The following is a 24,638-nucleotide window of genomic DNA, read 5'->3' as shown; positions in this document are numbered from 1 at the left end:
ATGACAAAAGTTGACGTAGTTAGGATGTTGAATAAATGAATCATCGGAAACTGGCTATCATGCGCCTGATGGATTCCAGACAGAAGTTCACTGCACGGGAACTGGCAGAACGGTTCGACGTTTCGGTTCGTACGATCCAGCGCGATCTGGATGCATTGCAGGCGCTGGGTTTTCCCTTGTACACAGAAGTTGGCGTGAACGGAGGATACCAGGTGTTGCCCAATCGGATTTTGCCACCCCTTCAACTGACACAGCAGGAGGCATTAGGGCTGTTTATGATGCTGGAATATCTACAGCAAGTACCGGATTTTCCATATGGATCAATGCGTGAGCATCTGGCTGAGCAATACTTCTCTACTTTACCCGAAGATGTACAGGATCTCATTATGCGAATGAGAGAGCATATCACCTTTGTCCAGCACCCCGGTGGGCATTCCGAGCCTTTAACAACAGCGATATTGGGTGCAGCGGTAGAAAAGAGAGAAATGGAATTTATGTATCATGCCCGCAGTGGTCCTAAAAAAGTACAGGTCTTTCCCTATGGCATCTACTATGAGCAGGGACATTGGTACATGCCAGCCCGGAATAAGGATCGTGTATTGTTGTATCGGGTGGATCGCATGCAGCAGTTGGTTGTTATGGAATCAGTGGATAAATCTGTTCCAAGTCTAAAGGCATGGCTAGCTGCCAAAGAAGATAGAGCAAGCGTAGAAGTGGTGCTGCAATTCACGGAATTTGGAGCAAGGATTGCTGCGTCAGATGTGTTGTTCAAGTCAGTTGAAGGCCATGAGTGGCGCGGACTGATTCCGCCTGAAGAGTTTTCTTTTACAGCACGAAAGTTACTCTCCTATGGGCCGGAAGTGAAGGTGGTGTCTCCGCTCGAACTGCAGCAGCAGGTTAGAGGGATGCTGGAACGGAGTTTAAGCCAGTATGGTGGGGGATAAGAGCTTTCAAACGCTGGATATTAGGGTATCAAGGAAGAGATAAGAAAGGTGTGTAGACAAATGAGCGAAGTTTGGACTAAAGACATCATCCCGACTGTATCCGATAAAGTAGTGATTGTGACAGGTTCGAACGGCGGGTTAGGGTATGAAACGGCATTAGCGTTAGCTGAAAAAGGCGCAAAAGTTATCCTTGCAGTTCGTAATATGGAAAAAGGTGAAAAGGCAGCTAATAAAATAAAGTCGTCTGTGCATGTAGCTGGAGAGGTAATCGTTATGCAGCTCGACCTTAGCGATTTAGCTAGTATCCGTAAGTTCGCAGCCGCTTTTCTTGAGCAATACGATTCTTTGTCCATTCTCGTTAATAATGCAGGAACTATGAACCCTCCTTTCCAGTTGACGAAAGATGGCTTTGAATTACAGTTTGGTAGTAATCATCTAGGCCATTTTGCGCTTACGGGTCTACTATTGCCTCGATTGATCTCTACTCCGAAATCGAGAGTTGTCACTGTAAGTAGTATGGCAGCTCATAATGGTGCGATTGATTTTAATAATTTAGATGGCTCCAAAGGATATAATCCCATGAAGTTCTACAGTCAAAGCAAGCTAGCCAATCTGATGTTTGCGAGAGAGCTGCAGAATAAATTTAATTCCGCCCATATTGATTCCATGAGTATCGCCGCTCATCCAGGGATTTCGCATACCAATCTATTTTCCTTTGGTTCGGGGAAACAGACCAATATATTCATGCGCAGTCTTTTGAAAATCATTAGTCAACCGGCACATATGGGGGCATTACCTACCTTATATGCTGTAGCAGATCCGACGATCACGGGAGGGGAGTATATTGCTCCCAGCGGTATGGGCGGCACTAAGGGCTATCCCAAGAGCGCTAAGATCATCGAAAAATTATATGACGCTAACATTTCAAACAAGCTATGGAGCGTATCAGAAGAATTAACAGGGGTATATTACAGATTCGACGTGTAGATTTTGCCATTAGGGAAAGTAAACCTTATTATGGTATAGACAGTTAAAAGTTCTTCAGCACGAATAAGATTAACTGAATGGGGGGCTACCATGATTCGATTCATAATAAATTTAACGACCCGCTCTATGCAGAGTCCATGTGATGAACAACGGCGGTTGTTTGCATAGAGCTTGAAATTCTTTTCCGCCATATCATTGTAGTGCATATCCAATGTGTTCATTGTACGACTCTGCTGCCTTAAAGATTTTAACTTTTAAGGAGTGGAGCAACGTGAAATATATTAATGCGGATACAATCTTCCCGGAAGAATTACTCAAAGAAATACAGCGTCATATCTCTGGTGGCTTGATCTATATTCCGAGGCCCAAGGATGCCCACAAGAAGTGGGGCGAGAATTCGGGTGGCAGAAGGATTGTCAGGGAGCGGAACGACGAGATCCGCCAGCTTTTTGCTGCCGGAACAACCATCGATAAGCTTGCGGACCAATACTGTTTATCCATCGATAGCATCAAGAAAATTGTGTATTGCAAAAAGGGATGAAACTATAAAAGCCATGTTCGAGCAATCGAATGTGGCTTTTTCCTGTAAGAATAAAGAATAGTTATTAAAGCTTTTTTACATATTCGAGGTTGTTAATTACGCGTACAATTCATTTGACGGTACAAGGATATGCGTTGAGAGTTCTTGAAAATAACTCCTTAAATCATCTGGTAAGGTTGGTGAATATGAATAATATGAATATAGAAGTGAAATTAACGAATAAAGACGAGGCGTATGTGATTAAAAATATGTACCCGCTATACCTTCATGATCTATCCGGACATTATGGTCTGGGTGGAGAGCATACTCCGAACGAACATGGCATTTTTGAGCCAAGTCCTGATTATATAACTTTGCAGGATCAGTATAACGTCCAGAACATATGGTGGGAAAAACCGGAGTGTCTTTATCCGTTCCTCATGATTGTGGATGGCATACCGGCAGGTTTTGCGTTCATAGCTACTCCGCCATATTGTTCACAAGGCACGAATTTCTTTGTACATGACTTCTTTCTGATGCAGCCGTTTCGAGGTGTAGGCGTTGCTGAACACGCGGCATCGACGATCTTCGGAATGTTTATAGGAAACTGGGAGTTGTTCACCAATCCATCGGAGAAAAATAAGATTGGCCAATCTTTCTGGCGGAAAACAGTGAATAATTATACCAAAGGTAACTATCGGGAGATGTACGGGCAAACGTTCGATGGTTATAAATTGATTTTTCAATTCTCCAATATATAAAAAGAGAGACCGTCTCCCTACACTGGTACCCATAGACTGGACACTTTGAAAAAAGGTGTGCGGACTGTGGGTACCTTTTTGTATACTGAAGAAGCAATGGAGGGGATTACATCGTGAGCAAGAAGCGATTCACAGAAGAAGAACGTGAACAGATATCAAAGAACAGATATGTAAGGAATGTTAGCGACAAAGCGATAACCTATGCAGATGAATTTAAGCAGTTATTCATTGACGAATATATGATGGGAAAGACACCTAGAGAGATCTTTGAAACTCATGGGTTTGATGTTACCGTAATTGGAATGAAACGAGTAGAACAATCTGCCGGACGTTGGAAAAAAGCCTATGACCTTGGAGGGATTATTGGGTTGTCTGACTCCCGAAAAGAAGCCTCGGGTCGCCCTTTACATAGAGAGTTATCGCAGGAAGAAATCATTGCAAAACAAGAAGCACGGATTCATCTACTCGAATCTCAAGTAGAACTGCTAAAAAAGCTAGATACGAAAGAAAGGTTGCTGGTAGCAAAGGGAATGAACCTAAGCAAGATTAAGTTGTTCGAGCTCATAAAGGAAGCCGTGGATCAAGGCTTGGAACGTATGACGGGATACCTCTGCTCATTGCTTAACGTATCTCGTTCGGGGTATTACAGCTACTTACAAGCTGCAGATTTACGTTTAGAGCGGGTCCGTTCGGATGCTGAGGCAGGGAAGCTGATTAAGAAGGCTTTCGAACGAAGGGGTTACAAGAAGGGCTCACGCTCCATCAAGATGATTCTTGAGCACGAGTTTGGTGTCATCTATAACCTAAAGAAAATCCGTAGATTGATGAAGAAATTTAACATCGTATGTCCGCACAGAAAAATCAACCCTTATAAACGCATGGCCAAAGCTACGCTGGAACACCGAACCTTACCCAATACTCTGCAGAGGGACTTCAAGAAGGGCATACCGGGTCTGGCCTTGCTTACGGATATCACGTACCTTCCATACGGCCGATCCGGGATGGCCTATTTGTCGACCATACTGGATGCCTCAACAAGTGAGGTCCTCTCTCACAATATATCCCATCGGCTGACATTAGACATTGCCACGGATACTGTTGACGCTCTCAAGAAACAGAAACGTCTAAAGCTCCAAAAGGATGCTTTCATCCACTCAGATCAGGGCAGCCATTATACCAGTCCCATCTATCAGGAGTTGTTAAAGAAGAATGGGTTAGGCCAGTCGATGTCCAGACGCGGGAACTGTTGGGACAATGCTCCCCAAGAATCGTTCTTCGGCCACATGAAGGACCATGTCGATCATCGTAGTTGCCGTTCCCTTCAAGAGTTAAAGCAAGAAATCGATCGTTACATTCGCTATTACAACAACCACAGATATCAATGGGGATTAAAAAAGATGACCCCTGTTCAATACAGGAATCATCTATTATTCGCCTCGTAAATCTTTAATGCCACTCTTTTTTTAGTGTCCTTGACACGGGGGCCAGATTACCCTTTGCGGAAAACGATATCTCTCTCCACTGCCTTTTATAAACTACCGTTGAAATAGTGATACTCAGAATTTACTTCAAAACCAACACTGCGGTACAGATTCAAAGCGCGTTTGTTCTCGGTAACCACAGACAGGCGGATATCTGTGTAATTTTGTTTCCTTAGGAGATCAACCAGGATGCTAAGCGCAGTGCGCCCCAGTTTCTGTCCCTGATAAGCAGGCAAGATACAGAAGTTATGAATAAATGCGGTTGTTGCATTAATGGAGTTGACCCGTACCAGCCCAACAGGCAGTTGATTCTGCCATGCAATATAGGTGACTCGGCTGGGTTCATTTGTTTGCATAAAGTACTCGCGTGTCCAGTCCTCCGAATCTCCAAAGGCTTGGGAGGAGCAAGTGACCATAAACTCCATATCCTCGGCTTCTGCCAAGGACAACGTTAGTTCAGGAGGCTCCACAACCGAAAGGACCTCATTCACAAGTTGCATCGAGTACTCCGCACGATCATAAATGGCTCCGAGGGATTGGGCAGTATGAACACCCGGAGATAATCCCTGAGGAACGCGATAACTGAGTTGGTTGATTCCCTGTGGTTGCATGTCTAGGAGGGCTCGTTTCAGTAAGTGGAGAAACACACCTTGGCGACGAAAATGCGGATGTACGATGGCATTAATATTTCCGGTTACGTCATCCGAAGGGTACCAACTGAGAAGTCCGACCAATTCACCATCACGATAACAGAGGAGTGCATGGTCCCCGTCTTTTTTGCTGATATGGTCAAGGTCCGCCTTGAGATAAATCGAATCAAGCTGTTTACATTGTTGTTCGAGCAAAATAATAGCATCAATCTGTTCCTTGGAATTATAGATCATAGGAACGACTTGATAAGTTGACATAGCTTTCACACCTTCATTGTTGAAGGAAACACGCAGTTATTGGACCCGCAGGCGCTGTCCTTCGAGAGTTGGTCCATTTGTAATTTTGATCATCATTATTATCTCCTCCAAATCACTTCCCGATGACTATAACACAATCTATGATGAAGATGACACCCAATGGATGTAATTCACTGGGTGTCTGTTCAGATGCGCCCAATAACTGGACATTATATCCTATTGAAGGGATAATTGAGAGTAATACTGACGAGAAAGGGAGGGATTAACCATGCGCAAGTTGGCATATGTGATGGGTATATTATTTCTTTCCGCCGCCATGTTAATGGGATGTACATCATCTGAACCAGCGGAAAGCACGGAACCCGTCACTCCACCAGCAACGGAACAGCCAAGTGATACGGGGGACCAGAAGGCGACTGCGGAGGAGCAGCAACAAGCGCTCGAAATGTCACTGGAGTATAAGACAACAGAACTCACTGTGGATGGCAAAGACTATGGGGATACGTTAGAGATGGAAGGGTTATTGGCCAAAGGAGACACGATGAAGCCATTCCTGACCTCCAGGAATTATGAGGCTTACATGGCTAATCGATATATTGTCTTGCCTCTTCAGGTTGCACACATCGAACAAGCGAAACTGCATCCTGAAAATATACAAACCAAGATCAAAGATAGCAAGAGCGACTGGATTCTGGTGGAATACACGCTTGATCTGAAATTTACGGATAAGGATGGCAAAGAGTTCAAGTCCATTCCGCTATCGGGCGATATCACCTTTTTGCAGGATCAGGGCGAATGGCGCATTCAGGATGATACGTACAACAGGGATGCATTCGCAGACATCATTAATAGTTCTTTATAGTTCATGAAGTGTCTGTGATTCTGGCACATGGGGTTGTACTTGAATTGTCCATTACGAATAAGCTCCTTCAAAAAAGTACGCACTTCAAAGTGCGTACTTTTTTGTTGGTGTGTCCAGCTAAGCGTGCGTCGTTAAAAGGGCTTCATCGTGATGATTGTTCTTGTCTCTTCCTAGAAATTTGCAGGGTACATTCTCCTGTAATGATGATATCATTTGGATAAATAAACTTACTTATTGCGCTTTTAGAGATTGGGGTTGGATTCATCATGAGGGGAATTCTCCGAGTCGGTTCTCGTAAGGTGTGGTTTTATATCGTTGTTGCCGTTATTGTTGGCTTGGTTGCAGGCTATGTCGTCCTCTCTGAGCCGGACTCTCCTAAGTTCCAAAGTGAAAAAGGTATTCTGGATTTAAGGCAGGTTCAGCTCAGTACGAATCCGCAAAAGTTAACAGGGGAGTGGTCGTTCTACTGGCAAGAGCTACTGTCGCCTGAGGACATACGGGTTCGTTCGGCAAGGGAAGGAAATCAGGACCACTGGATCAGCATCCCGAGCTCCTGGCTAGGCTATCCGTTAGAAGGTCAGCGGCTGAGTGGTACAGGCTATGCAACCTATCGACTGATGATTAAACTAAGCGAGCAGGATCGAAACGAGCGGCTTACTCTGCGGCTGCCCAGCATTTTTCATGCGTACAAATTATGGGTGAATGGCGAGCTGCTGGCGGAAGTTGGTGAGGTAGGTCAGGACAAGAACCACGTGACCCCGCATCTGGAAACAAAGCTGGTGTATTTTCAGCCTGAAAGCGACACGTTAGAGCTGGTCATGCAAGTATCCAACTTCCAACATCATCGGGGCGGCATTACCAAGGATATCGAGCTGGGTGGCAGTGACGTACTAACGACCAAGACCAATCTGAATCTTGCCAGGGATATGTTCATCACGGCAAGTTTGCTAGTGATCGGTTTGTATAATCTGCTGTTGTTCATGCTGCGACGTAAGGATAAAGCTCCATTATATTTTGGCCTGTTTACTGTACTGCTTGGTATTCGATCCTTGTTCAACGGCGAACTTATCTTTACACAATGGTTGCCTCATTTTCCTTGGGAATCGCAGTTCAAGATCGAATATCTGATTCTTTGCCTCAGCGGTTATATCATCACCATGTATTTTGATTGCATTTTTCCGAATTACGTATCGCGATGGTTTCGTCTTGGTACCCGGATTGTAACTGGCGCATTCTGTATCCTTGTGGTGGTAACCCCTGCAATTATATATACGAAATTTCTGTTGATGATCGGTGTTATGGTTGTTCTACATATGGTCTATCTGATGATCGGGCTGGTTCAAGCGGCTGTGCGACGTATGGAGGGAGCGTTGATCTTCCTGCTGGTGTCGGTGATTACTTTGGTCACGGTCGTCAACGATTTTTTATATTACAACGGTTGGTCGCTGATCGGAAATACATCCCCGCTTGGCTTATTGATATTTACGATGGCACAGATGGTTCTGCTTTCTTCGAGATTTACGAGGACAGCATCCAATGAGGAGAAAATATCAAGTGAGTTGCAGGACGCTAACGACAAGCTGATCGAAATGAATATGAATCTGGAACGGACCGTGCAGGAGCGAACTCAGGCCTTATCTACAGCTCATGATGATCTCCGCACTTCGTATGACCAGCTGCTTCACTCCGAACAAGGGAGGAAGAAACTTCTTGCATATATTACGCATGATCTGCGTATGCCGCTGTCCAGCATGCTTGGGTATGTAGAAGCTATACAGGATAGGGTCAAGCCGGAACGTAACGAACAGTACCTGAAATATATCCGGGATAACACGATAAGAATTAACCGCATGATCGAGGAGTTGTCTTTCTTGTCGCATTTGGAGACCGGACAAGTCTCGTACCGAATGGAGCCGGTTCAGATGATTACCTTCTTGCGTGATTTTTTCGAACAATATGAGCTGGTTGTGCGTGACGTAGGATTAGATTTCATACTGGATATCGGAGATGCGGAGGATCAGCAACCTAACTTGCCTGTTGTGGAGATGGATGCCAAAAGAGTAGAGCAGGCCTTATTTAACCTAGTGTCGAACGCTATGAAGTTCACCTCCAGGGGAGGGCTGGTGCGTATTGCGCTAGCTGTGGAAGAGATAAATCATACTCGCCATGCGATCATTAGCATACAGGATTCTGGCATGGGTATTCCTCCGGATCAGCTTGAGCAAATCTTCGAACGTAATTACAGATACGATCGGCCGGGCTTGGGGAATGGAATAGAAGGCAGTGGGCTAGGGCTAGCGATTTGCAGAGAAATCGTACTCGCACAAGGAGGGACAGTTCGAGCGGAGAGCGACGGTAAGATGGGGGCGACTTTCTATGTAACGCTTCCTTGTATCGGCAATGAAGGAAGGGGATGATGGGATGGACACTCACAAAATAATGATCGTCGATGATGATCCTCATATATGCGAGATTGTTCAGGTGTATTGCGAACGGGAGGGGTTTATCTCCACCTACAGTCATAGCGGGACAGAAGCGATGGAACTGCTTGCATCGTTCGAGCCCGATTTGATTGTACTGGATATATTGCTGGCTAATGAAAACGGCATTGATTGGTGCAGGAATGCGCGTAACTTCACCAGCGCACCGATCATGTTTTTGAGCAGCCAGGAAGAAGACGAAGTGAAAATTAGCGCGTTATCCTATGGTGGCGACGATTATGTGACCAAGCCGTTCAGTCCGGGAGTGCTCATGGCCAAGATCAAGGCGCACCTTCGCAGAGTAGCAACGGGCAGAAAGGGACAACTGCTGGAGTTACCGGGTTTGACACTGGATTTCTATACGCAGTCCGTCAACATGGGGAGTATGCCTATCTCTTTATCTAAAAAAGAGTTCAGTCTGCTGTCCTATATGGCACAAAACGTAAATCGTGTCGTCAGTGTTGATACGTTGTTTCAAATCATCTGGGGAATGGAAAGTCTGGAGGATACGAGAACGGTCGCTGTACATATCAGTAATTTACGCAAAAAAATTGAGTCTGACCCTGCCGACCCCGAGCGAATCATTACGGTTCGGGGGAGCGGATATATGCTGGTTTCTAACAGTACATCACAAGCATGAATATAGCAGTAAGGGTAGTCTATTATAAATGGGTAAATGGCGTTGGAGCAGTAACTGACGCTATTGGCCCATTTTTTGTTCTTTCCACTAGCTTCGTAATCGACTCAAGATATTGAATTCCTCAACACCAGTCTGCGCTTTTCCATCCTCTTCAAAATGATTTGCATTGTGAGCACGATTTTAAAGTTTTCTTTAGGTTTCTCAAATAGGCTAATCCACCATGATAAAATCACAGTGTCCAATATAACGATTACACGTGAAGAAATAGTTGTCATGCTGTCCCGCATTAGCACTTAAAGAAGGAAGTGGCTCCAATGGCACGAGTTATATGTATCACATCAGGGAAAGGTGGAGTTGGCAAGACGACGGTGACGGCTAATCTGGGGACTGCCCTTGCCTTATCGGGGAACAGGGTTTGCCTGATTGACGCTGATTTTGGATTGAGAAATCTGGATATCCCGCTTGGTTTGAGCAATAGGGTAAACTATCATATTTCCGATTTCCTGACCGGTCGTTGTGCTTTGCATCAAGTAATCGTCAAAGACAAGCGAATCAGCACTTTGTTCTTTATCTCCTGTAGTAACGACGTGATGCATCACGATGATCCGCAAGTGTTTCGCAAGGTTGTGCAGCAAATAGCCCAGGGTTATGATTATGTGCTGATCGATTCGCCGGCAGGCATTGAAAATGGATTCTGGAATACATCTTTAGCGGCAGATGAGGCTATTGTCGTTACTACGCCTCATCGTACGTCGCTTCAGGACGCGGATCGTGTAATCGGATTATTAGAAGATAGGATTCCGGCTCCTCCACAGCTCATCATTAATATGGCCGACGGACAGGAAACCCCTTCGACAACGGTAAAGATGGAGGATATCATCGATATTCTCAATATTGGTGTGATTGGCGTGATCTATAGCGATGTAGAAGTTATACGTTCCGTACATAAAGGAATCCCGATTGCGCTTGATCCCGAGCTTGAAAACGGACTGCGCTTCCGGCACATCGCCCACAATGTGGCGAAGAATCAGCAGGAGCCTTTTATCTCATTAAAATCCAAGAAGCATAGAAGTATTTTTTCGCTTTCTCAAAGACTGCGCTGGGGGGAGAGTAGTTCGATATAGTCGAATTTGGTATATGAATTGTTTAGACGCGAATCATCTAAAATGAATTACAGACTAGCATACCGAGGTTGGGCAAGGGGGAGTCTCCTATTGCCCATCCTTTTTAATATGACGGATTGTCCAGCCGAGTGAGACAGTGCTTCCATGAAGGTTTCTTGAGCAGATTCCCAGTTTAGACATTTACGAGGATGCTGGTTGATGATGTTCTCGCTTGCAAGTTGTTGCTTACTTAAAGTTTTCTTTATAATTCACAAGCGGCTCATTTAGCATGATAGAATTCGAGGAGAAAAATCGATAGAATTAGCCAATCTGCATCCATTACATTGCGGTTGTTAGCAAGAAGAGTATTGAGTTTTGCCTAACGAAAGTGTCTTTAACCATGATGAATCTGCTCTTTGTCAGGTTCTAGAAAGTCGGTTCTTTAGTTTTATACATAGAAGGGATGAATGATTGTGAAGAAAGCAACAAAACGGTTGTGGAAGTTGAGCTCACAGATTCTATTGTGGATGCTGGTTATCAGCTTAATAGTGTCTGCTGTGCCCGTATTTCCGGCGCAGTCGGCGGCAGCGGCTGAACTGCCGATGCAGCAGACAGCAGTAACCAAATCCAGTGGGTTCCAGGATGTGAGTCCGACGGACTGGTTCCACGATGCGGTCATCCAGGTGCAGGAGAAGGGGATATTTAGTGGCACGACTGCCAGCACCTTCTCGCCAAAAGGGACGATGACGCGTGCCATGTATGTGACAGCGCTCGGACGAATGGCTGGGGTAGATACAGGAGCTTATTCTACTTCTAGCTTTGCTGATGTACAAGCGGGCAGTTGGTATGCCCCATATGTCGAATGGGCAGTTAAGGAAGGAATTACCGACGGTACGGGCGGAGGAAAATACTCGCCGAATGCCACTGTATCCCGGGAGCAGATGGCAACGATGACGTTGCGATATTTCGAAAGCGAACAGATTCCTTATCAGACCGAAAATCCGGTCACGACAGAGCCGGGCGATCTCGCGGATGTATCGCCTTGGGCGGCTGGCGCGGTCATCAAGCTGTGGCAAGCCGGGGTGTTCACCGGGGATGAAAAGGGTAACTTCAACCCGCTTGTGCAAGCGACTCGCGCGGAAGCAGCGGTTCTCTTCATGCGCAACAACGCGGTTGTAGAGGCGTGGAAAAATCAGAATCAAACGCCGGTTACGCCTACACCAACACCGGCACAACCGGTGACACCAACACCGACATCGCCGGTGACATCAACGCCAACGCCGTCACCCGGCGGTAATAGTGGTGGAGGAACGCCTGGAGATAACGGGGGTAACCCCGGCACGGGTTCCACTACGTATACGCTCACGTTTGAGAGCAACGGAGGCACGGCGATTGCTGCGCAGACGGTACGAAAAGGCCAGGTGCTAAATAACCTGCCGGCTCCAACAAAAGAAGGATATATATTCCAAGGATGGTTTACAGATAGCGATTTCTCGCTCATCTTTGCAGAGGATAGTGCGATAAGTGCGGATACGAAGTTGTATGCGAAGTATACAGATAGCATAGATAATGCCGTACAGAGCACACCAAGCTATTCGGTGCTGGATGTGGCACCGGACTTCACGATTGCAGTACACGATGCATCAGGCAATCTGACAGTACCTGAGGTCCAAGCGGGTATGACGTTCACAGACACGGCGAATCCCGACTTCGCAGGTATTACCGTCACTGGCGGGAACGGGGCCTTCACGGTAGCGTCTGCAGCCGAAAACGGAAAATTCGTCGAAGGTAATACGTATCAACTTACATTGACGGATGACAAGTTGTCCTTCCAAGGACAAGACGAGACGACAAGCATCTACGTGTTTAGTGTCGCTAAGCAAGAGGTTTTAGACATTCCGCTGAACCCGAACATGATCTACCTTCCGTACACGGATGTCACGGATATGATGCTGAATGGCACAGAGGTGGGTTCACCAGCGATTTCGGTAGTTGCCACGACGGTGGGCGGTAGCGAAAATGCGCTTGCCGAGGCGAATGCGAGCAGTGGAACGTTCGTGTATTCCGGCAGCACCGTGATTCAAGTCGGCAATACAGTCGCCATCTATCAAGGGGTTCGTCCCGATCAACGCACGTTAGAAACCACCGACGCTGACGACGGCGATGTGGCCTATGTCCAGATTACGGCGGTAGACGGAAGCACCTATACCTACGATCATGCGGATATCAAGCAAGTGTTGCTCAAGGCGGATGTTCTGCCGGTGAGTGAGCAAGCGGACACAGATGGAAATCCGAACAACAACTCCATCACAGTTGAGCATACCAAGATGAACTACAGCGACAGCATGTATGAGCCTTTCGGCTTGGATGAGTTAACCACGGTGGATGTGGGTGATTTTATCGGGTTCTATAAAGGTGAATTCGGCGCCGAAACAGGTTTTGAGACCGTTGGGTACGGACGTATCACTTCGATTACGCCTGAAGCTGAGATGGACGTCATCGAATATACTGACGCCACGATTGAAGATATTGAGAATGTCTTCAACATCTATCAGAAGCAAGCAATTGACGGCGAAGATCTGTTATCGGAAGAGCAGATCGCGGAGCTTGAAGAGCAGATCGAGCAGCAAGCGAGAGACAGCGGATTCGTCGATCAAGCCGCAGATTATCTATCCGATCTAGCTATGGAAACGAAGGATATCAAGGATTTGAAAGAAATTCAGCAGATCAAGGCTCAGTCTTCCCTGGCTTCGGGCAAAAGTAGCCGGGTGAGCGTAGAGAACCTGACGGTCGTTGCCTCACTCGGGACGAAACTGAAGAATATTAACGGCCGAAGTTCCGGCGTCAGCGCCACACTGCAAGTTGGCGCCGATATCGTCGTGAATATTAATGAAGACAGCGATCTGGTTATCCATATGACTAGTACATTCGTTCAAGAAATGAGCCTGGATCTCGGCATTAATGGTGATATGCAAGGGCATTGGCTGAAAAAGTGGGGAATCCCTTACTGGTATAGCATCGACGATTATGTGATCACTGCCAATCTGGATGCCTATAGCTATACCGGGCTTAATATTACAGCAGAGATGGCCCTCATTGAACACGATAAGTTGCAGGCTGCACTGAATAACTGGGCCGGAGAGAAAAAAGCTGGCAGGTTAGGTCAGGTACAGGACATCGCCACACAGATCAAAGCATCTATGGATGGTGTACAAGGTACCTCTGTGGATACGGAGGAATTGAAAGAACAGTACCAAGAGATGTTGGAGCAAGATACGGAATGGGTTCCTTTGGTCAAGAAAGAGCTCTTTGAAAAAAGTGTGCGCGTGGCTTACGGGATTGTAGAAGTCAAATTTGAAGCAGAGTTTGTAGTCAGTGCTCAGGTTAACTTAACGATGGGTGCAGATTTCTACTACAAGATGGCGAAGCGCTACTCGGTGACCTTGCGTGTGTTAAGTTTTAGTGGTACGAGCAATACGGTCAGCTTGCCGGGAGACGGCGATTACCAGTTCACCTTCTATGTGATGGGGACGCTCGGGTTGCGAGCCGGCATTCATATGGAGGTCAAAGCGGGGATTGGCAGTGTCAAATTAAATAGTATTGGACTTGCCGTAGAACCTGGTGTGTATATCAATCTATGGGGTTACTTCTACTATCAGTTGACAAATACAAACGGGGTAAGATCTACAAAGTCTTTAGGTGCTCTGTTTGTTGAGATCGGTATCTATTTGGAGGTCGAACTCGGTGCCCAGTTGGGTGATGGAGCGCTCTCGGGCAGCGTGGGGCTGGTTGATGAAGAGTGGCCACTATATACGATTGGTGAACAATACAACGTCTCCGACTTCGCTTATCCGCAGGATAAGAATCTTTTGCTTGGTCTGGCAGGTGTTGCGGCATCCCTTGATGTACCGCAGTCGATGCTCTCGATGAGTATGTTCGATTTGAAAACAGGCGATACCGATACTCAAGCGTTTGGTGCTTCAAGGTTCGATATATACGTAGACAATGCGAATTTCAGGTATAACTTGGGTACGAATAAGGTCGAAGTAGTGAATACCAGCCTTCCGGTAAGTAAGGGTAATCTGGTCATCACTTGGAAAGGATCGCCGCTTTCATTCACGTCTCGTACGCTCAAGCGCACGATACCGTTGACGTGGCGCGTTACGGAGGGTGAATATATCCTCCAGTTGGATCCACGAAACGGCAACGCGACTCAGGTTCTTCCATTTGTTTATAATGCAACGGTTAATGTGCCTACTCCGGTCTATCCGGGCTATACATTTGACGGATGGTATACGGCAGCTACAGGGGGAACAAAGGTAACGATTCCGAGCCGCATGCCTAAGGATGATTACCAACTGTATGCGCACTGGACAGCGAACCAGAATACGCCATATACAGTGGAGCATTATTTGATAGACCCGAATACAAGAAAGTCGATTTCGACTACGCCGGATTATAAGGAACTGTTGACAGGAACGACCGATACGGAGATTCGCATCAACTCTGACCGATACAAGGATCGAGGTTATGCGAACGGAGAAATATACGGACGCCTGATCAAGGGGGATGGTTCGACGGTCGTAAGGGTTGAGTATTATCCGACGAGTCCGACTATCACTTTTAATTTGAGCTATCCGGGCTCTCCGCGCAGCACCTTAACCGAACCGTCCGGCCGAAATATCGAGGGGCGTATACCGGTGCCGACAAGACCGGGTTATGCGTTTGCCGGTTGGTCGCCGGAGGCGCCAAGCGTGATGCCGACTTCGAATACGGAGTATACCGCAATATGGACAGCCAAAGAAGATACGCCTTACCAAGTCGTGTATTTGAAGCAGAATATGGCGAGTGACACCTATACGGTGGCAGATACGGAAACGTATCGCGGAGCTACCGATACAGAAGCCAATCTGACGAATATAACTCCAAGGTCCTATGCTGGGTTTAAACTGGATGAAAATATTCCCGGAACGGTGTTAACAAGTCAGATAACCGGCAATGGAAAAACGGTTCTGAAGCTGTATTATAAGCGTGATGCTCATACATTGACGGTCGATTACAATGGTTCCGGCCAAGAGACCAAAGTTGTAGAAGTTCCATTTGGAGCGACGACGCAGCTCTATCTGGGCACACCGATCTGGCAGGGGCATGTCTTCACAGGATGGTCACCAACTCCTCCGACAACCATGCCTGGGGAAAGCATTATGTTCACCGCGCAGTGGACGACGAACGCTTATACGGTGAGCTTCAACAGCAATGGCGGAGCGGAAGAAGTGGAGAACCAGACGGTAGGGTATGGCAGTTTGGTCAGCACACCGGTTGAACCGACAAATGAAGGTTATGTCTTCGGCGGTTGGTACAGCGGCAGCGACCTGACGACTCTCTACGACTTCGCGGCACCGGTGACGGGTGATCTTACATTGTACGCGAAGTGGCTGCTCCGTTATACGGTGAGCTTCGAGAGTAACGAAGGCTCAATAGTAACGAGCCAGATGGTGAACGAAGGGTCTAGGGCTGAAGCTCCAGTCGCTCCGGAGCGCGAAGGTTACGTATTCAGTGGTTGGTACAGCGACATTGATCTGATCACCCCTTACGACTTCACAACAGCAGTAGTGACGACGGATCTTACGTTGTACGCAAAGTGGACGGTTTATGTGCCGAATACCTATACGGTGACTTTTGAGAGTAATGGTGGGTCGATCGTAGATGCCAAAACGGTGAACGAAGGCGCTGTGGCTTCCGCTCCTGGCGTTCCTTTACGGGGAGGCTATACGTTTAACGGTTGGTACAGCGATATAGACTTGACGATTGCTTATGGTTTTACAGCAGGAGTTATGGAAGATATAACGCTCTACGCGAAGTGGACGAAGAACAGCTATACTGTGAACTTCAGCAGTAATGGCGGATCATTGGTGAGCAGCCAGTCCGTGAACGAGGGCGATACGGTTATAGAACCTACCGCACCGATACGCGAAGGCTATGTGTTCAGCGGTTGGTACAGCGACCTTGCCGGTACGCAAGCTTACAGCTTCACAACATCGGTGACGACAAACATCACGTTGTACGCAAAATGGACAGCGATCTATACAGTGACCTTTGACAGCAATGAAGGTTCGGTGGTTGATGACCAGACGGTGGAATACAACGGAACAGCTACAGAGCCAGCCGCTCCAACAAAGGAAGGGTATATTTTTAACGGCTGGTACAGTGATGCAGGTCTGATCGAGGCTTACAGCTTCACGACACCAGTGACGAATAACTTAACATTATACGCGAAGTGGACATCCAACAAGCTCACGGTGAGCTTCGACAGCAACGGCGGGTCGGATGTAGAGAACCAAATGGTAAGCCCCGGCGGCAAAGCGATAGTACCGACTACGCCAACATGGGAGGGTTATAAGTTCGATGGTTGGTACAGCGACATTGCCGGAACGCAAGCTTATGATTTCGACACGGAAGTGACGGCATCCCTTACCTTGTACGCAAAATGGTCAGTGACACCGTGGTTCAACGTAGGTGGTTTGTTAGAAGGCAGTACAACTTATCAAGTGTTAACCGACAGTGAGGGTACGGTGTATGCTTCTTATCGATCGAATGACCTGCGCCTGGACAAATATGAAGGAGGCGTGTGGAAGAACATCTACCAAGGCACGGGTGACAAGTTGAGCTATACGCGGTTTGTCTTTGACAATGAGGACAATCTTTACCAGACTTCGTCCAGCGGCGAAGGCGTATATGTGCAGAAGTATAACGGCACGGAGTGGGAAGATATAGCCCGCAACGGATCTCTTCCGGGGGAAGGTTCAAATATTGCGTTTGACCAAAATAACGTGCTTTATCTGGTTTATAATCATTTAATTAGCAGCAATAAGTATGAAATGAGAGTGGTTAAATACGAAGGGAATAGTTGGGTTTCCGTAACTGGCGGCGATAGTCTTGGCGGGAAGGCGCTTAATCCAGTTATCCAATTTGATAGAAACAATATCCCATATGTAATGAACGATGTGTCCGAATTTATCGATAGAGGGAATCCTGCTATAAACGGACGAGGTTCACGTATCACAGTTTCGAAATATGAGAATGAAGCTTGGGAGCATATCGGCAACTTGGGTCTCGTAGAAGTAAGAGCTCTTGTGGAACCAGCAGAGTTTGCGGTTGCTCCTGATGGCGTGCCCTATGTCCTTTACTCAACGCCTGGCTCTTGGGTTCTGACGAGCTACAACGGGACGGATTGGGAAAAGGTCGGTGAGGGCAGGGTACCGACGTCCGATTATAGAAGGTTAAGACTCGCTGTTGACGACTACGGTGTTCCTTATGTTTCTTATGATGATCGATCAAATGAGAAACTGGCAACCGTAGTGAAGTACGAAAGTGCGTGGATCAAAGTTGGCGAAGAAGGTTTTTCCATAGCTAGTCCGCTCACTTTGAGTTTCGCTAGGGGTAAAGACGGCAACCTGTATATGATTTATAGAGAGGAAGTTTCAGGAAAAATAGTTGTGAGGAAACATAAGTTGCAATAGTGTAAGATGTTAATCAAAAAGTATAAGAAGAGTCTACTTCCGAAGGGAGCAGGCTCTTTTTTTTGCGTTAGCAAGGCGAGGGAAAAGCGTCGGAAAGCACAATGTAACTGAAATGTGCAAGCTGGCAAGTCTGCGGTTCGAACCAAACTTTTGACGCTTATTATGTTCCATCCAAGGTATCTTGAAGGACACGCTCCTCAATATTCGAGAGACGGGGGAATTTGTCATCAATATGGTTCCGGCTTCGTTGGTGGAGTCGATGCAGCGATCATCTGGTTCTTGGAAAAGTAGAGCATATACGGGTGAATGCAGAGGCATATGCCGGTCGTTATAAAATATCCATGGAGAGCTGGCTGGCGATTACGCGCTAATTAAATCTATATTTTCAGTCTGAGATAGGGTTACGTAATCTATATCTAAAATAGTGCAGCAGAAAGAACCGCTTCTTCAGTTGTGACTCCTGAAAAAGCGGCCTTTCTCTGAAATTTAAATTGTAGATGTAGGTGGCTAAATCCTCATCTGTAATTCATTTGTTTAGAAATTGGTTCGCCCAAACGTGGCATCACTCTTCACCGTTGAACTGCTGGATGCATTGATGGCATCGAGTTGTAATACGTAATCATAATGCCGGATGTAATGTCCAGGCTGACTATACGATTGAAGGGATACTTTGGTGCTGTCAGCCCAACCTGGACTGCTTAGGAACGTAGCATCTCCCTTATAGGCGGAGGTGTCGGCATAAGCTTCAAGTACAATTTTATTGCTGGTGTTGCGCTTCAAAAAGTAACCCGGGAAGTTGATGGACTCCAGTGAAATTCCCGTGGAGCTGGCAAGACCCGGTACGACGCGGAACTGGGAATCCAGAACAGGGGAGACGTTGGCATCCACGCGAGCAGTGTAATTGGCATGACGGATGTATCGATCCGGAATGTTGTGTGAACTGAACCGACTGTAACCTGTGGCTTCCGGTGTTGCAGGACCCAACATTTTGACCTCGTGCAGGGTTGGGGTGTACCAGTTACCCGGATTATTCCACAAGACCGCGTTCACCATATTAATCCGTACATAACGGGCTGTGAAATGCACAGCATCTGTTGTAAAGCCATAGGTCAGATTGTTGGTGCGATCCAAGGTGGAGTAATTGACACCATCGTTGCTAATTTCAATTTTGTATTTGTAGTATCCTTCGGAACCTTTATACATAAACCAGGACGTGTCGATCTCGTTGATCGTCTTCGGTGCGCCGAAGTCCACCTGCCACCAGGCAGGCCAGCTATTGGAGGAAGCCACCCATGAAGTCTGGTAGTTGCCATCATTGACGTTGGATGCAGACGAGCCGGAGGCTGTGGAGCTGGCGGTAGCTGTTTTGCCTTGTGCATGATTGACGAGAGCAGGCGGTGTTACCGCACCCGTTACTGCGTCGATATTCCACGTTGTATACCACTCCAGTGATGCGGTTCCGTTCGAATCATTCAAGGTTAGTGGCAGCCAGATATGTTTGTGCTCTCCGAGGTTCATCGGATTCCAGCGATCCGCCATGTAGATGAAGGATGTGGTGTTGCTGCCTGTAATCGTGGCAATATCGTGAATCTGCGAACCGAAGGCAGATGGATTGCCATATGGCGTAAGCGCAGCCCATGGACCCGTCATGGAAGTTGCTGTAGCATAAGCGCCCTGATTCGGATACCAGCCAGCGGCTTGAGAGGTGAAGAGGTAGTAACGGTTTCCTTTTTTCACAACAGCAGGTGCTTCACGGTAGGCGTTCTCGAACAGCCAGCCCTCGAAGGACTGTATTCCGGTGTAACTTGCATTCATTTTAAAAATAGCCATCGTATCATTGGCACCGCCATTTTTGCGGGAAGCAGTAACCAGATAACCTGTGCCATCTGTATCAACAAAGACGGTCATGTCACGGGATTCATAATTCAGCGGGCGGAAGCTGCCCTCATAGGTGAATTTGCCATTCGGGGTATTGCTTGTTGCGACCGCTACACGCCCGAGGTTGTAGTCTGTACCGTTCTCATAGTGTGCCCAGAGCACATACTGATTGGTGGAGGCGTTATAGATGACTTTGGGGCGTTCGATCTTACTGGAGGCCAGCTCGGTTGCGGAATCTTTCGTCAGGATGGCATTGCTGAAAGTCCAGTTCTTCAGATCAGTGGAGGTGTAGACGTTCACGCTGTCAAACCTGCCGCCCACCGCATGTTCACCGTACAGATAATACGTCGAGCCTACCTGCAGAATGTTGCCACTATTCGCATGGATGGGGTTGCCTGCGGTATCGAGCCAATCGGTACCGTTGGTTATTGTGACACTTGCTGCGCTTGTCCGTTCAGGATGAAGTCCAAACAGGGTGAACGTGAGTGCAAAGACCAGAAACCAGACGGCTTTCCTGTTACCCATTACATACACCTCCCGAAAGATATCAGATTAAATGTAGCGCTTTCATTTATATTGTAGTTGGGTCAGACTCTTTTTCAAGTGAACAATCCATCCATTGCTGAACAAACCTTCATTTCATCGTGGCTGAGCGGTGAGAGCGGAGGAAATGTTCCTAAATATCAAGTACGATGATGTAGAGAGGATCAGGTACACACGTTAAAATAAAGCTAGACTGAATTCACATCATGGTTGGAGGGTGAACCGTCATGAACAAGTTTATTGTAGATGAAGACCTTCAGGTGATATTGCATAATGACGAGGATAGAACGAGCACTCCGATTAAGGGAGGCATTACTACTCAGGATTTTGAAGTCATCTCTACTTATCAAAAGGGATGGTTGACCTTCGCCTATCTACGTGATCGTCAGGGAATATGGTGGTTCAATGCCCGTAAGAACAAGGCGAGTTTGTTCAGTTGGGATACGGAAGCTTTTCGTGTGATCGATGAAGATTACTGCTGCGACTCTCAGTACGTCTATCTGGAAGATCGGGCCATGCCTGACTCCGATCCGAGCAACTTTCGGCTATTGCCGGATACGCCCTACTTTGCTCAGGACCAACGTTATTTATATGTAAAGAGCAGCACGCATTTTCATCTATTTGAGGATATCGATACGAACTCTGTGATTGCTCATCACGACTATTGCACCGACCAGGACCATCTGTTCCATCTGTCCAGCTCTCTTCGTTACGCGAATGGGGAAAAGGATGAGGTGAGGGCATGGTTGCAAGAACATCATCCCGACGTACATGGCTGGTGGCATGCGCATTATGCCCACAGTGCAGAGGGCGCTACGCAGATCACAGGGAATTGGTATGAGACAGAGTCGTCTATTTTTTATAAAACCGAATGGGGCGGTACGGCTCATCGAGAAGCAAAAGAGGTATTCAACCTTGTTCGTGGAGCAGACAGGTCTACCTGTGAACCGCTGGATGAGCAGTTTGCACGGGACCGAAAACGTGTTTATTTTCAGTGGCGTACTGTACAAGGAGCAGACCCGGATACGTTCCAGTCACTAGGTGGACCTTTTGGACGTGATGGCAAACACGTGTATTACAACGGTTACCGTGTCGACGAGGCAGATGCTCGGCAATTTGTAGCGTTTGCCGGGACGGAGCATCTTGGACTTTCCATGGATCAGCAACATGTGTATCGTGCCGAGGTTGTTCGGACAAGTCAGCCTTTCGGTCATCCAGACGATGTGCTTCAGATCATCAAGGGAGCTGATGCTGCAACGTTTGAGTTAATAACACCTTCCGGCAGTTGGGCGGTGGATGCCAATCGTGTGTATCTATGGGGTAAACCAAATAAACATATCGATCGAGCCAGCTTTACACATCTATTCGATGCTGATCCCCAGAGTTGGGCAATGGATCAGAATGGTCTATATAATGCCAATGGCAACCGCACGGTAAAGGGTGTGAGCGGTAGTACATTTGTCATGCTGAATCAATATTGGGGTAAAGATGAGCGTGTGGTGTTCAGTTTTGTGACGGGTGGGGTTTATAAGTCGGGAGATGTAGCAACGTTTCAGGTTACGGATGATATCGGGGGCGCCGAAGATGCGCTCTTTCGGTATACGGTGGAAGGCGGTACAGTGCGGAAAAAGAAGAGGTAATGAAAACAGGGATAGCAGACTTAGAAAAGAGTCCACTATCCCTGTTTGAATTTCTATTTATTTGACCGTATTTACCAAACTATTTATGACCTTTGCGAACCTTGAGCTGCATCTTTTTGATCGTTGTGTTTTGCATGAGCTCCAGTACGAGGGGGCCTTTGCCATTCAGAATCTCTACATCCGTCACATTATCCAGAATCGTAATGATCCCGATGTCGTCTGCGGTTACCCCTTCGAGCTTGGCTATGGTACCTACAAAGTCTACGGCGCGAAGTTTCTTCTTCTTGCCTCCGTTGAAGTTCAGCTTCATGATCTGTTGGTTAAGCTGTTCACGCTTGTCCTTTTTACGTTCAGGAACGATCTTCAATCGTTTCTCAAAATCTTCTCTGCGGCGATCCACAGCTTCTTCAGAAGGTGCTTTCACGACAGGGATTTCGAATCCAATATAGGATTCAATCTCAGCCAGACGTCTGCCATCTTTCGGTGTGATCAACGTAATGGCTTTACCTGTTTTGCCTGCGCGACCCGTACGGCCTGTACGGTGAACATATCCCTCTTTTTCCAAAGGAATATCGTAGTTGATGACATGGGTAATATTTGTGATATCAATACCACGTGCGGCTACATCCGTTGCGATCAGATAACGGAATTGTCCCCGTCTGAATGCGTTCATCACTTCGATCCGCTCATCCTGCTCCATACCACCATGGATACGATCTGCTGGGTAGTCAAGATCAGCCATAACCCGGAACAGTTTATCCACATTCTCCTGCGTACGGCAGAACACGATGCAGCTATCCGGATTTTCCACAATGAACAAGTCTTGAAGCAGTGCGGTTTTGTTCACCTCGGGTACGTTAATCACAGCATGTTCAATCGTGGCTGTTGTCAGTCCACTTGCCTTGATTTCGATCTCCACCGGTTTGTTCATGTATTTGCGTGACAGCTTGGCTACATCTTCAGGGAACGTAGCGGAGAACAACATCGTTACTCGCTCCTGCGGCAGTTTCTGAATGATGGACTGTACTGTCTCAATAAAGCCCATATTCAACATCTCATCCGCTTCGTCAATAACGAGATAGGCGATCCGTTCGAGTGGCAGCGTGCCGCGTTCGATATGATCCAGTACCCGACCTGGTGTACCAACAGCCACGTGGGTTCTTTGTTTTAACTCTGCTTTTTGGATATGAAAAGGGGACTGTCCGTATAGTGCGGTTGCTTTAATACGCTTAAAGCGGCCGATATTCGTAATATCTTCGTTAACCTGCAAAGCCAGTTCCCGGGTTGGTGTAAGAATCAAAGCCTGTGGCTTATTCTCATTCCAATCCACCAGCTCGCAGAGCGGAATGCCGTAGGCGGCTGTTTTACCACTGCCTGTCTGTGATTTGACCACAAGATCCTGATTCTCTAGTGCTACCGGAATAACTTTGGTTTGAACCTCGGTTGGTGTCTCATAGCCCAGACTGTCCAGTGCTTTTACGATCTCTTCACCAAGTCCATAATCTTTAAATTGTTGCTCGCTCATCGTTTACCTCTTTTGCGTTAGTTTTGAATACTCTACATACAAGCATTGCACCGTACATTTATCGTATACCTCTTCATTATACTCTATATGCAGGCAGGCTAACGGAGTAAATGCTTCAAGTGTGTAAATTGTTTTCATCATTTCCGATTTTAGTAGCAACCACCCGTTGCTGTTCGTATGTGTATCATAACGTTCCACGTGAAACGAAATGTATCGGCGTATTTTGCTTGGTGTTAATGAATGACCATTTTTACAGCTTTGGTTTGGGGAGGGTAAGATTGATCAATAACTCCATTGATCCATACTTCTGCACTTCGACCAACGAGTGTCTCATCCAAAGAGACGGTGACAATCTCTTCTTCGATGATGAGTTCGGCGTCCTTGCTGAGCGAGACCCAAATCGGTCCAGAATCAACACCGCCATCTTCTTTATTCTCGATGAGTACCTGACCTCTTTCTTCCTCAAAATCCGTAATAATTCCTCGCACATGTGGCTTCTCTTTCCCTTGTTCCTCGGATTTATCTGCGCATCCGAGCGTTAGCAGAAGCAAGATAAACGGGAATACGAATAATCTTCGTACAATGGACATCGGGTTACTCACCTCTCATCCTTTTTAATGCATCTATAACTATGGACGTTACCTGAGGTGACGAAGTTCCTGTATATCAATAAAAAAGAACCAAAATCATTCGATTCAGTCTGGTACTGAAAATTGGAATATGTTAGCATATAGTTAACTTACTGAACGGAGGGATACGTGTGGTAAATTTTTTTCGATTGAGATAGTAGCGGAACGTTTGCTTGCGCTTGCTGTTTCACTGCCTGTGTGCAGATCATCGGGAGAA

At 46.8% G+C, this 24,638-nt stretch carries 16 protein-coding genes; 12 read left to right on the top strand and 4 right to left on the bottom strand.

Features of this window, described 5'->3' with window-relative positions; genetic code table 11:
• Nucleotides 1-35 precede the first annotated feature (35 nt).
• The 5 genes from MHB43_RS31820 (at nt 36) to MHB43_RS31800 (ending at nt 4,654) form a co-directional block, all read left to right on the top strand.
• A complete protein-coding gene (locus MHB43_RS31820) occupies nt 36-944 on the top strand; it encodes a YafY family protein (RefSeq protein WP_339180691.1) in 909 nt (302 codons plus the stop codon).
• A 60-nt stretch (nt 945-1,004) separates the two neighbouring features.
• Nucleotides 1,005-1,931, top strand: coding sequence for an oxidoreductase (locus MHB43_RS31815; protein WP_339180688.1), 927 nt, complete (start codon nt 1,005-1,007; stop codon nt 1,929-1,931).
• Between the two features lie 271 nt (nt 1,932-2,202).
• Nucleotides 2,203-2,472 carry a CD3324 family protein gene (locus MHB43_RS31810; protein WP_221820118.1) on the top strand — a complete coding sequence of 90 codons (270 nt, stop codon included), beginning with the start codon at nt 2,203-2,205 and terminating at the stop codon, nt 2,470-2,472.
• Nucleotides 2,473-2,657: 185 nt separating this feature from the next.
• Nucleotides 2,658-3,212, top strand: a complete 555-nt coding sequence (locus tag MHB43_RS31805) for a hypothetical protein (RefSeq protein ID WP_339180685.1) — start codon at nt 2,658-2,660, stop codon at nt 3,210-3,212.
• A gap of 113 nt (nt 3,213-3,325) precedes the next feature.
• The gene (locus MHB43_RS31800; RefSeq protein WP_338539556.1) at nt 3,326-4,654 is read left to right on the top strand and encodes an IS3 family transposase; all 1,329 of its coding nucleotides are present in this window, start codon (nt 3,326-3,328) and stop codon (nt 4,652-4,654) included.
• Nucleotides 4,655-4,740: 86 nt separating this feature from the next.
• Here MHB43_RS31800 and MHB43_RS31795 read toward each other — a convergent pair whose 3' ends face one another.
• Nucleotides 4,741-5,601, bottom strand: a complete 861-nt coding sequence (locus MHB43_RS31795) for a GNAT family N-acetyltransferase (RefSeq protein ID WP_221820113.1) — start codon at nt 5,599-5,601, stop codon at nt 4,741-4,743.
• Between the two features lie 268 nt (nt 5,602-5,869).
• Between MHB43_RS31795 and MHB43_RS31790 the strand changes: the two genes are divergently transcribed.
• The 6 genes from MHB43_RS31790 to MHB43_RS31765 all read left to right on the top strand — a co-directional run bounded on the left by MHB43_RS31790 (nt 5,870) and on the right by MHB43_RS31765 (nt 18,577).
• Nucleotides 5,870-6,463 carry a hypothetical protein gene (locus MHB43_RS31790; protein ID WP_282319840.1) on the top strand — a complete coding sequence of 198 codons (594 nt, stop codon included), beginning with the start codon at nt 5,870-5,872 and terminating at the stop codon, nt 6,461-6,463.
• 266 nt (nt 6,464-6,729) lie between these two features.
• Nucleotides 6,730-8,880, top strand: coding sequence for an ATP-binding protein (locus MHB43_RS31785; protein ID WP_282319841.1), 2,151 nt, complete (start codon nt 6,730-6,732; stop codon nt 8,878-8,880).
• A 4-nt stretch (nt 8,881-8,884) separates the two neighbouring features.
• Complete coding sequence (locus tag MHB43_RS31780; protein ID WP_339180681.1) at nt 8,885-9,583, top strand: response regulator transcription factor; 699 nt, start codon at nt 8,885-8,887, stop codon at nt 9,581-9,583.
• Between the two features lie 314 nt (nt 9,584-9,897).
• On the top strand, nt 9,898-10,707 hold the full coding sequence (gene minD / locus MHB43_RS31775) for a septum site-determining protein MinD (RefSeq protein WP_221820105.1): 810 nt from the start codon (nt 9,898-9,900) through the stop codon (nt 10,705-10,707).
• Nucleotides 10,708-11,159: 452 nt separating this feature from the next.
• Nucleotides 11,160-18,206, top strand: a complete 7,047-nt coding sequence (locus tag MHB43_RS31770; protein ID WP_221820101.1) for an InlB B-repeat-containing protein — start codon at nt 11,160-11,162, stop codon at nt 18,204-18,206.
• 221 nt (nt 18,207-18,427) lie between these two features.
• The gene (locus MHB43_RS31765) at nt 18,428-18,577 is read left to right on the top strand and encodes a hypothetical protein (RefSeq protein ID WP_221820092.1); all 150 of its coding nucleotides are present in this window, start codon (nt 18,428-18,430) and stop codon (nt 18,575-18,577) included.
• 163 nt (nt 18,578-18,740) lie between these two features.
• Here the strand turns inward: MHB43_RS31765 and MHB43_RS31760 are convergent, their stop codons facing one another.
• The gene (locus MHB43_RS31760; protein ID WP_221820090.1) at nt 18,741-20,609 is read right to left on the bottom strand and encodes an AbfB domain-containing protein; all 1,869 of its coding nucleotides are present in this window, start codon (nt 20,607-20,609) and stop codon (nt 18,741-18,743) included.
• A gap of 245 nt (nt 20,610-20,854) precedes the next feature.
• Here MHB43_RS31760 and MHB43_RS31755 point away from each other — a divergent pair, with 245 nt between their 5' ends.
• On the top strand, nt 20,855-22,267 hold the full coding sequence (locus MHB43_RS31755) for a DKNYY domain-containing protein (RefSeq protein ID WP_221820089.1): 1,413 nt from the start codon (nt 20,855-20,857) through the stop codon (nt 22,265-22,267).
• Between the two features lie 79 nt (nt 22,268-22,346).
• Here MHB43_RS31755 and MHB43_RS31750 read toward each other — a convergent pair whose 3' ends face one another.
• Together MHB43_RS31750 and MHB43_RS31745 are read right to left on the bottom strand one after the other, a co-directional pair.
• Entirely contained in the window at nt 22,347-23,792 is a 1,446-nt protein-coding gene (locus tag MHB43_RS31750) for a DEAD/DEAH box helicase (RefSeq protein ID WP_076320241.1), read from the bottom strand.
• A gap of 233 nt (nt 23,793-24,025) precedes the next feature.
• The gene (locus tag MHB43_RS31745) at nt 24,026-24,382 is read right to left on the bottom strand and encodes a YobA family protein (protein WP_221820087.1); all 357 of its coding nucleotides are present in this window, start codon (nt 24,380-24,382) and stop codon (nt 24,026-24,028) included.
• Between the last annotated feature and the right edge of the window lie 256 nt (nt 24,383-24,638).

Source organism: Paenibacillus sp. FSL H8-0317 (assembly GCF_045040685.1).
Taxonomy (GTDB): Bacteria; Bacillota; Bacilli; order Paenibacillales; family Paenibacillaceae; genus Paenibacillus.
Note: the sequence above shows the minus strand (reverse complement) of the source record. Positions and strands in the feature narration are given on the sequence as shown.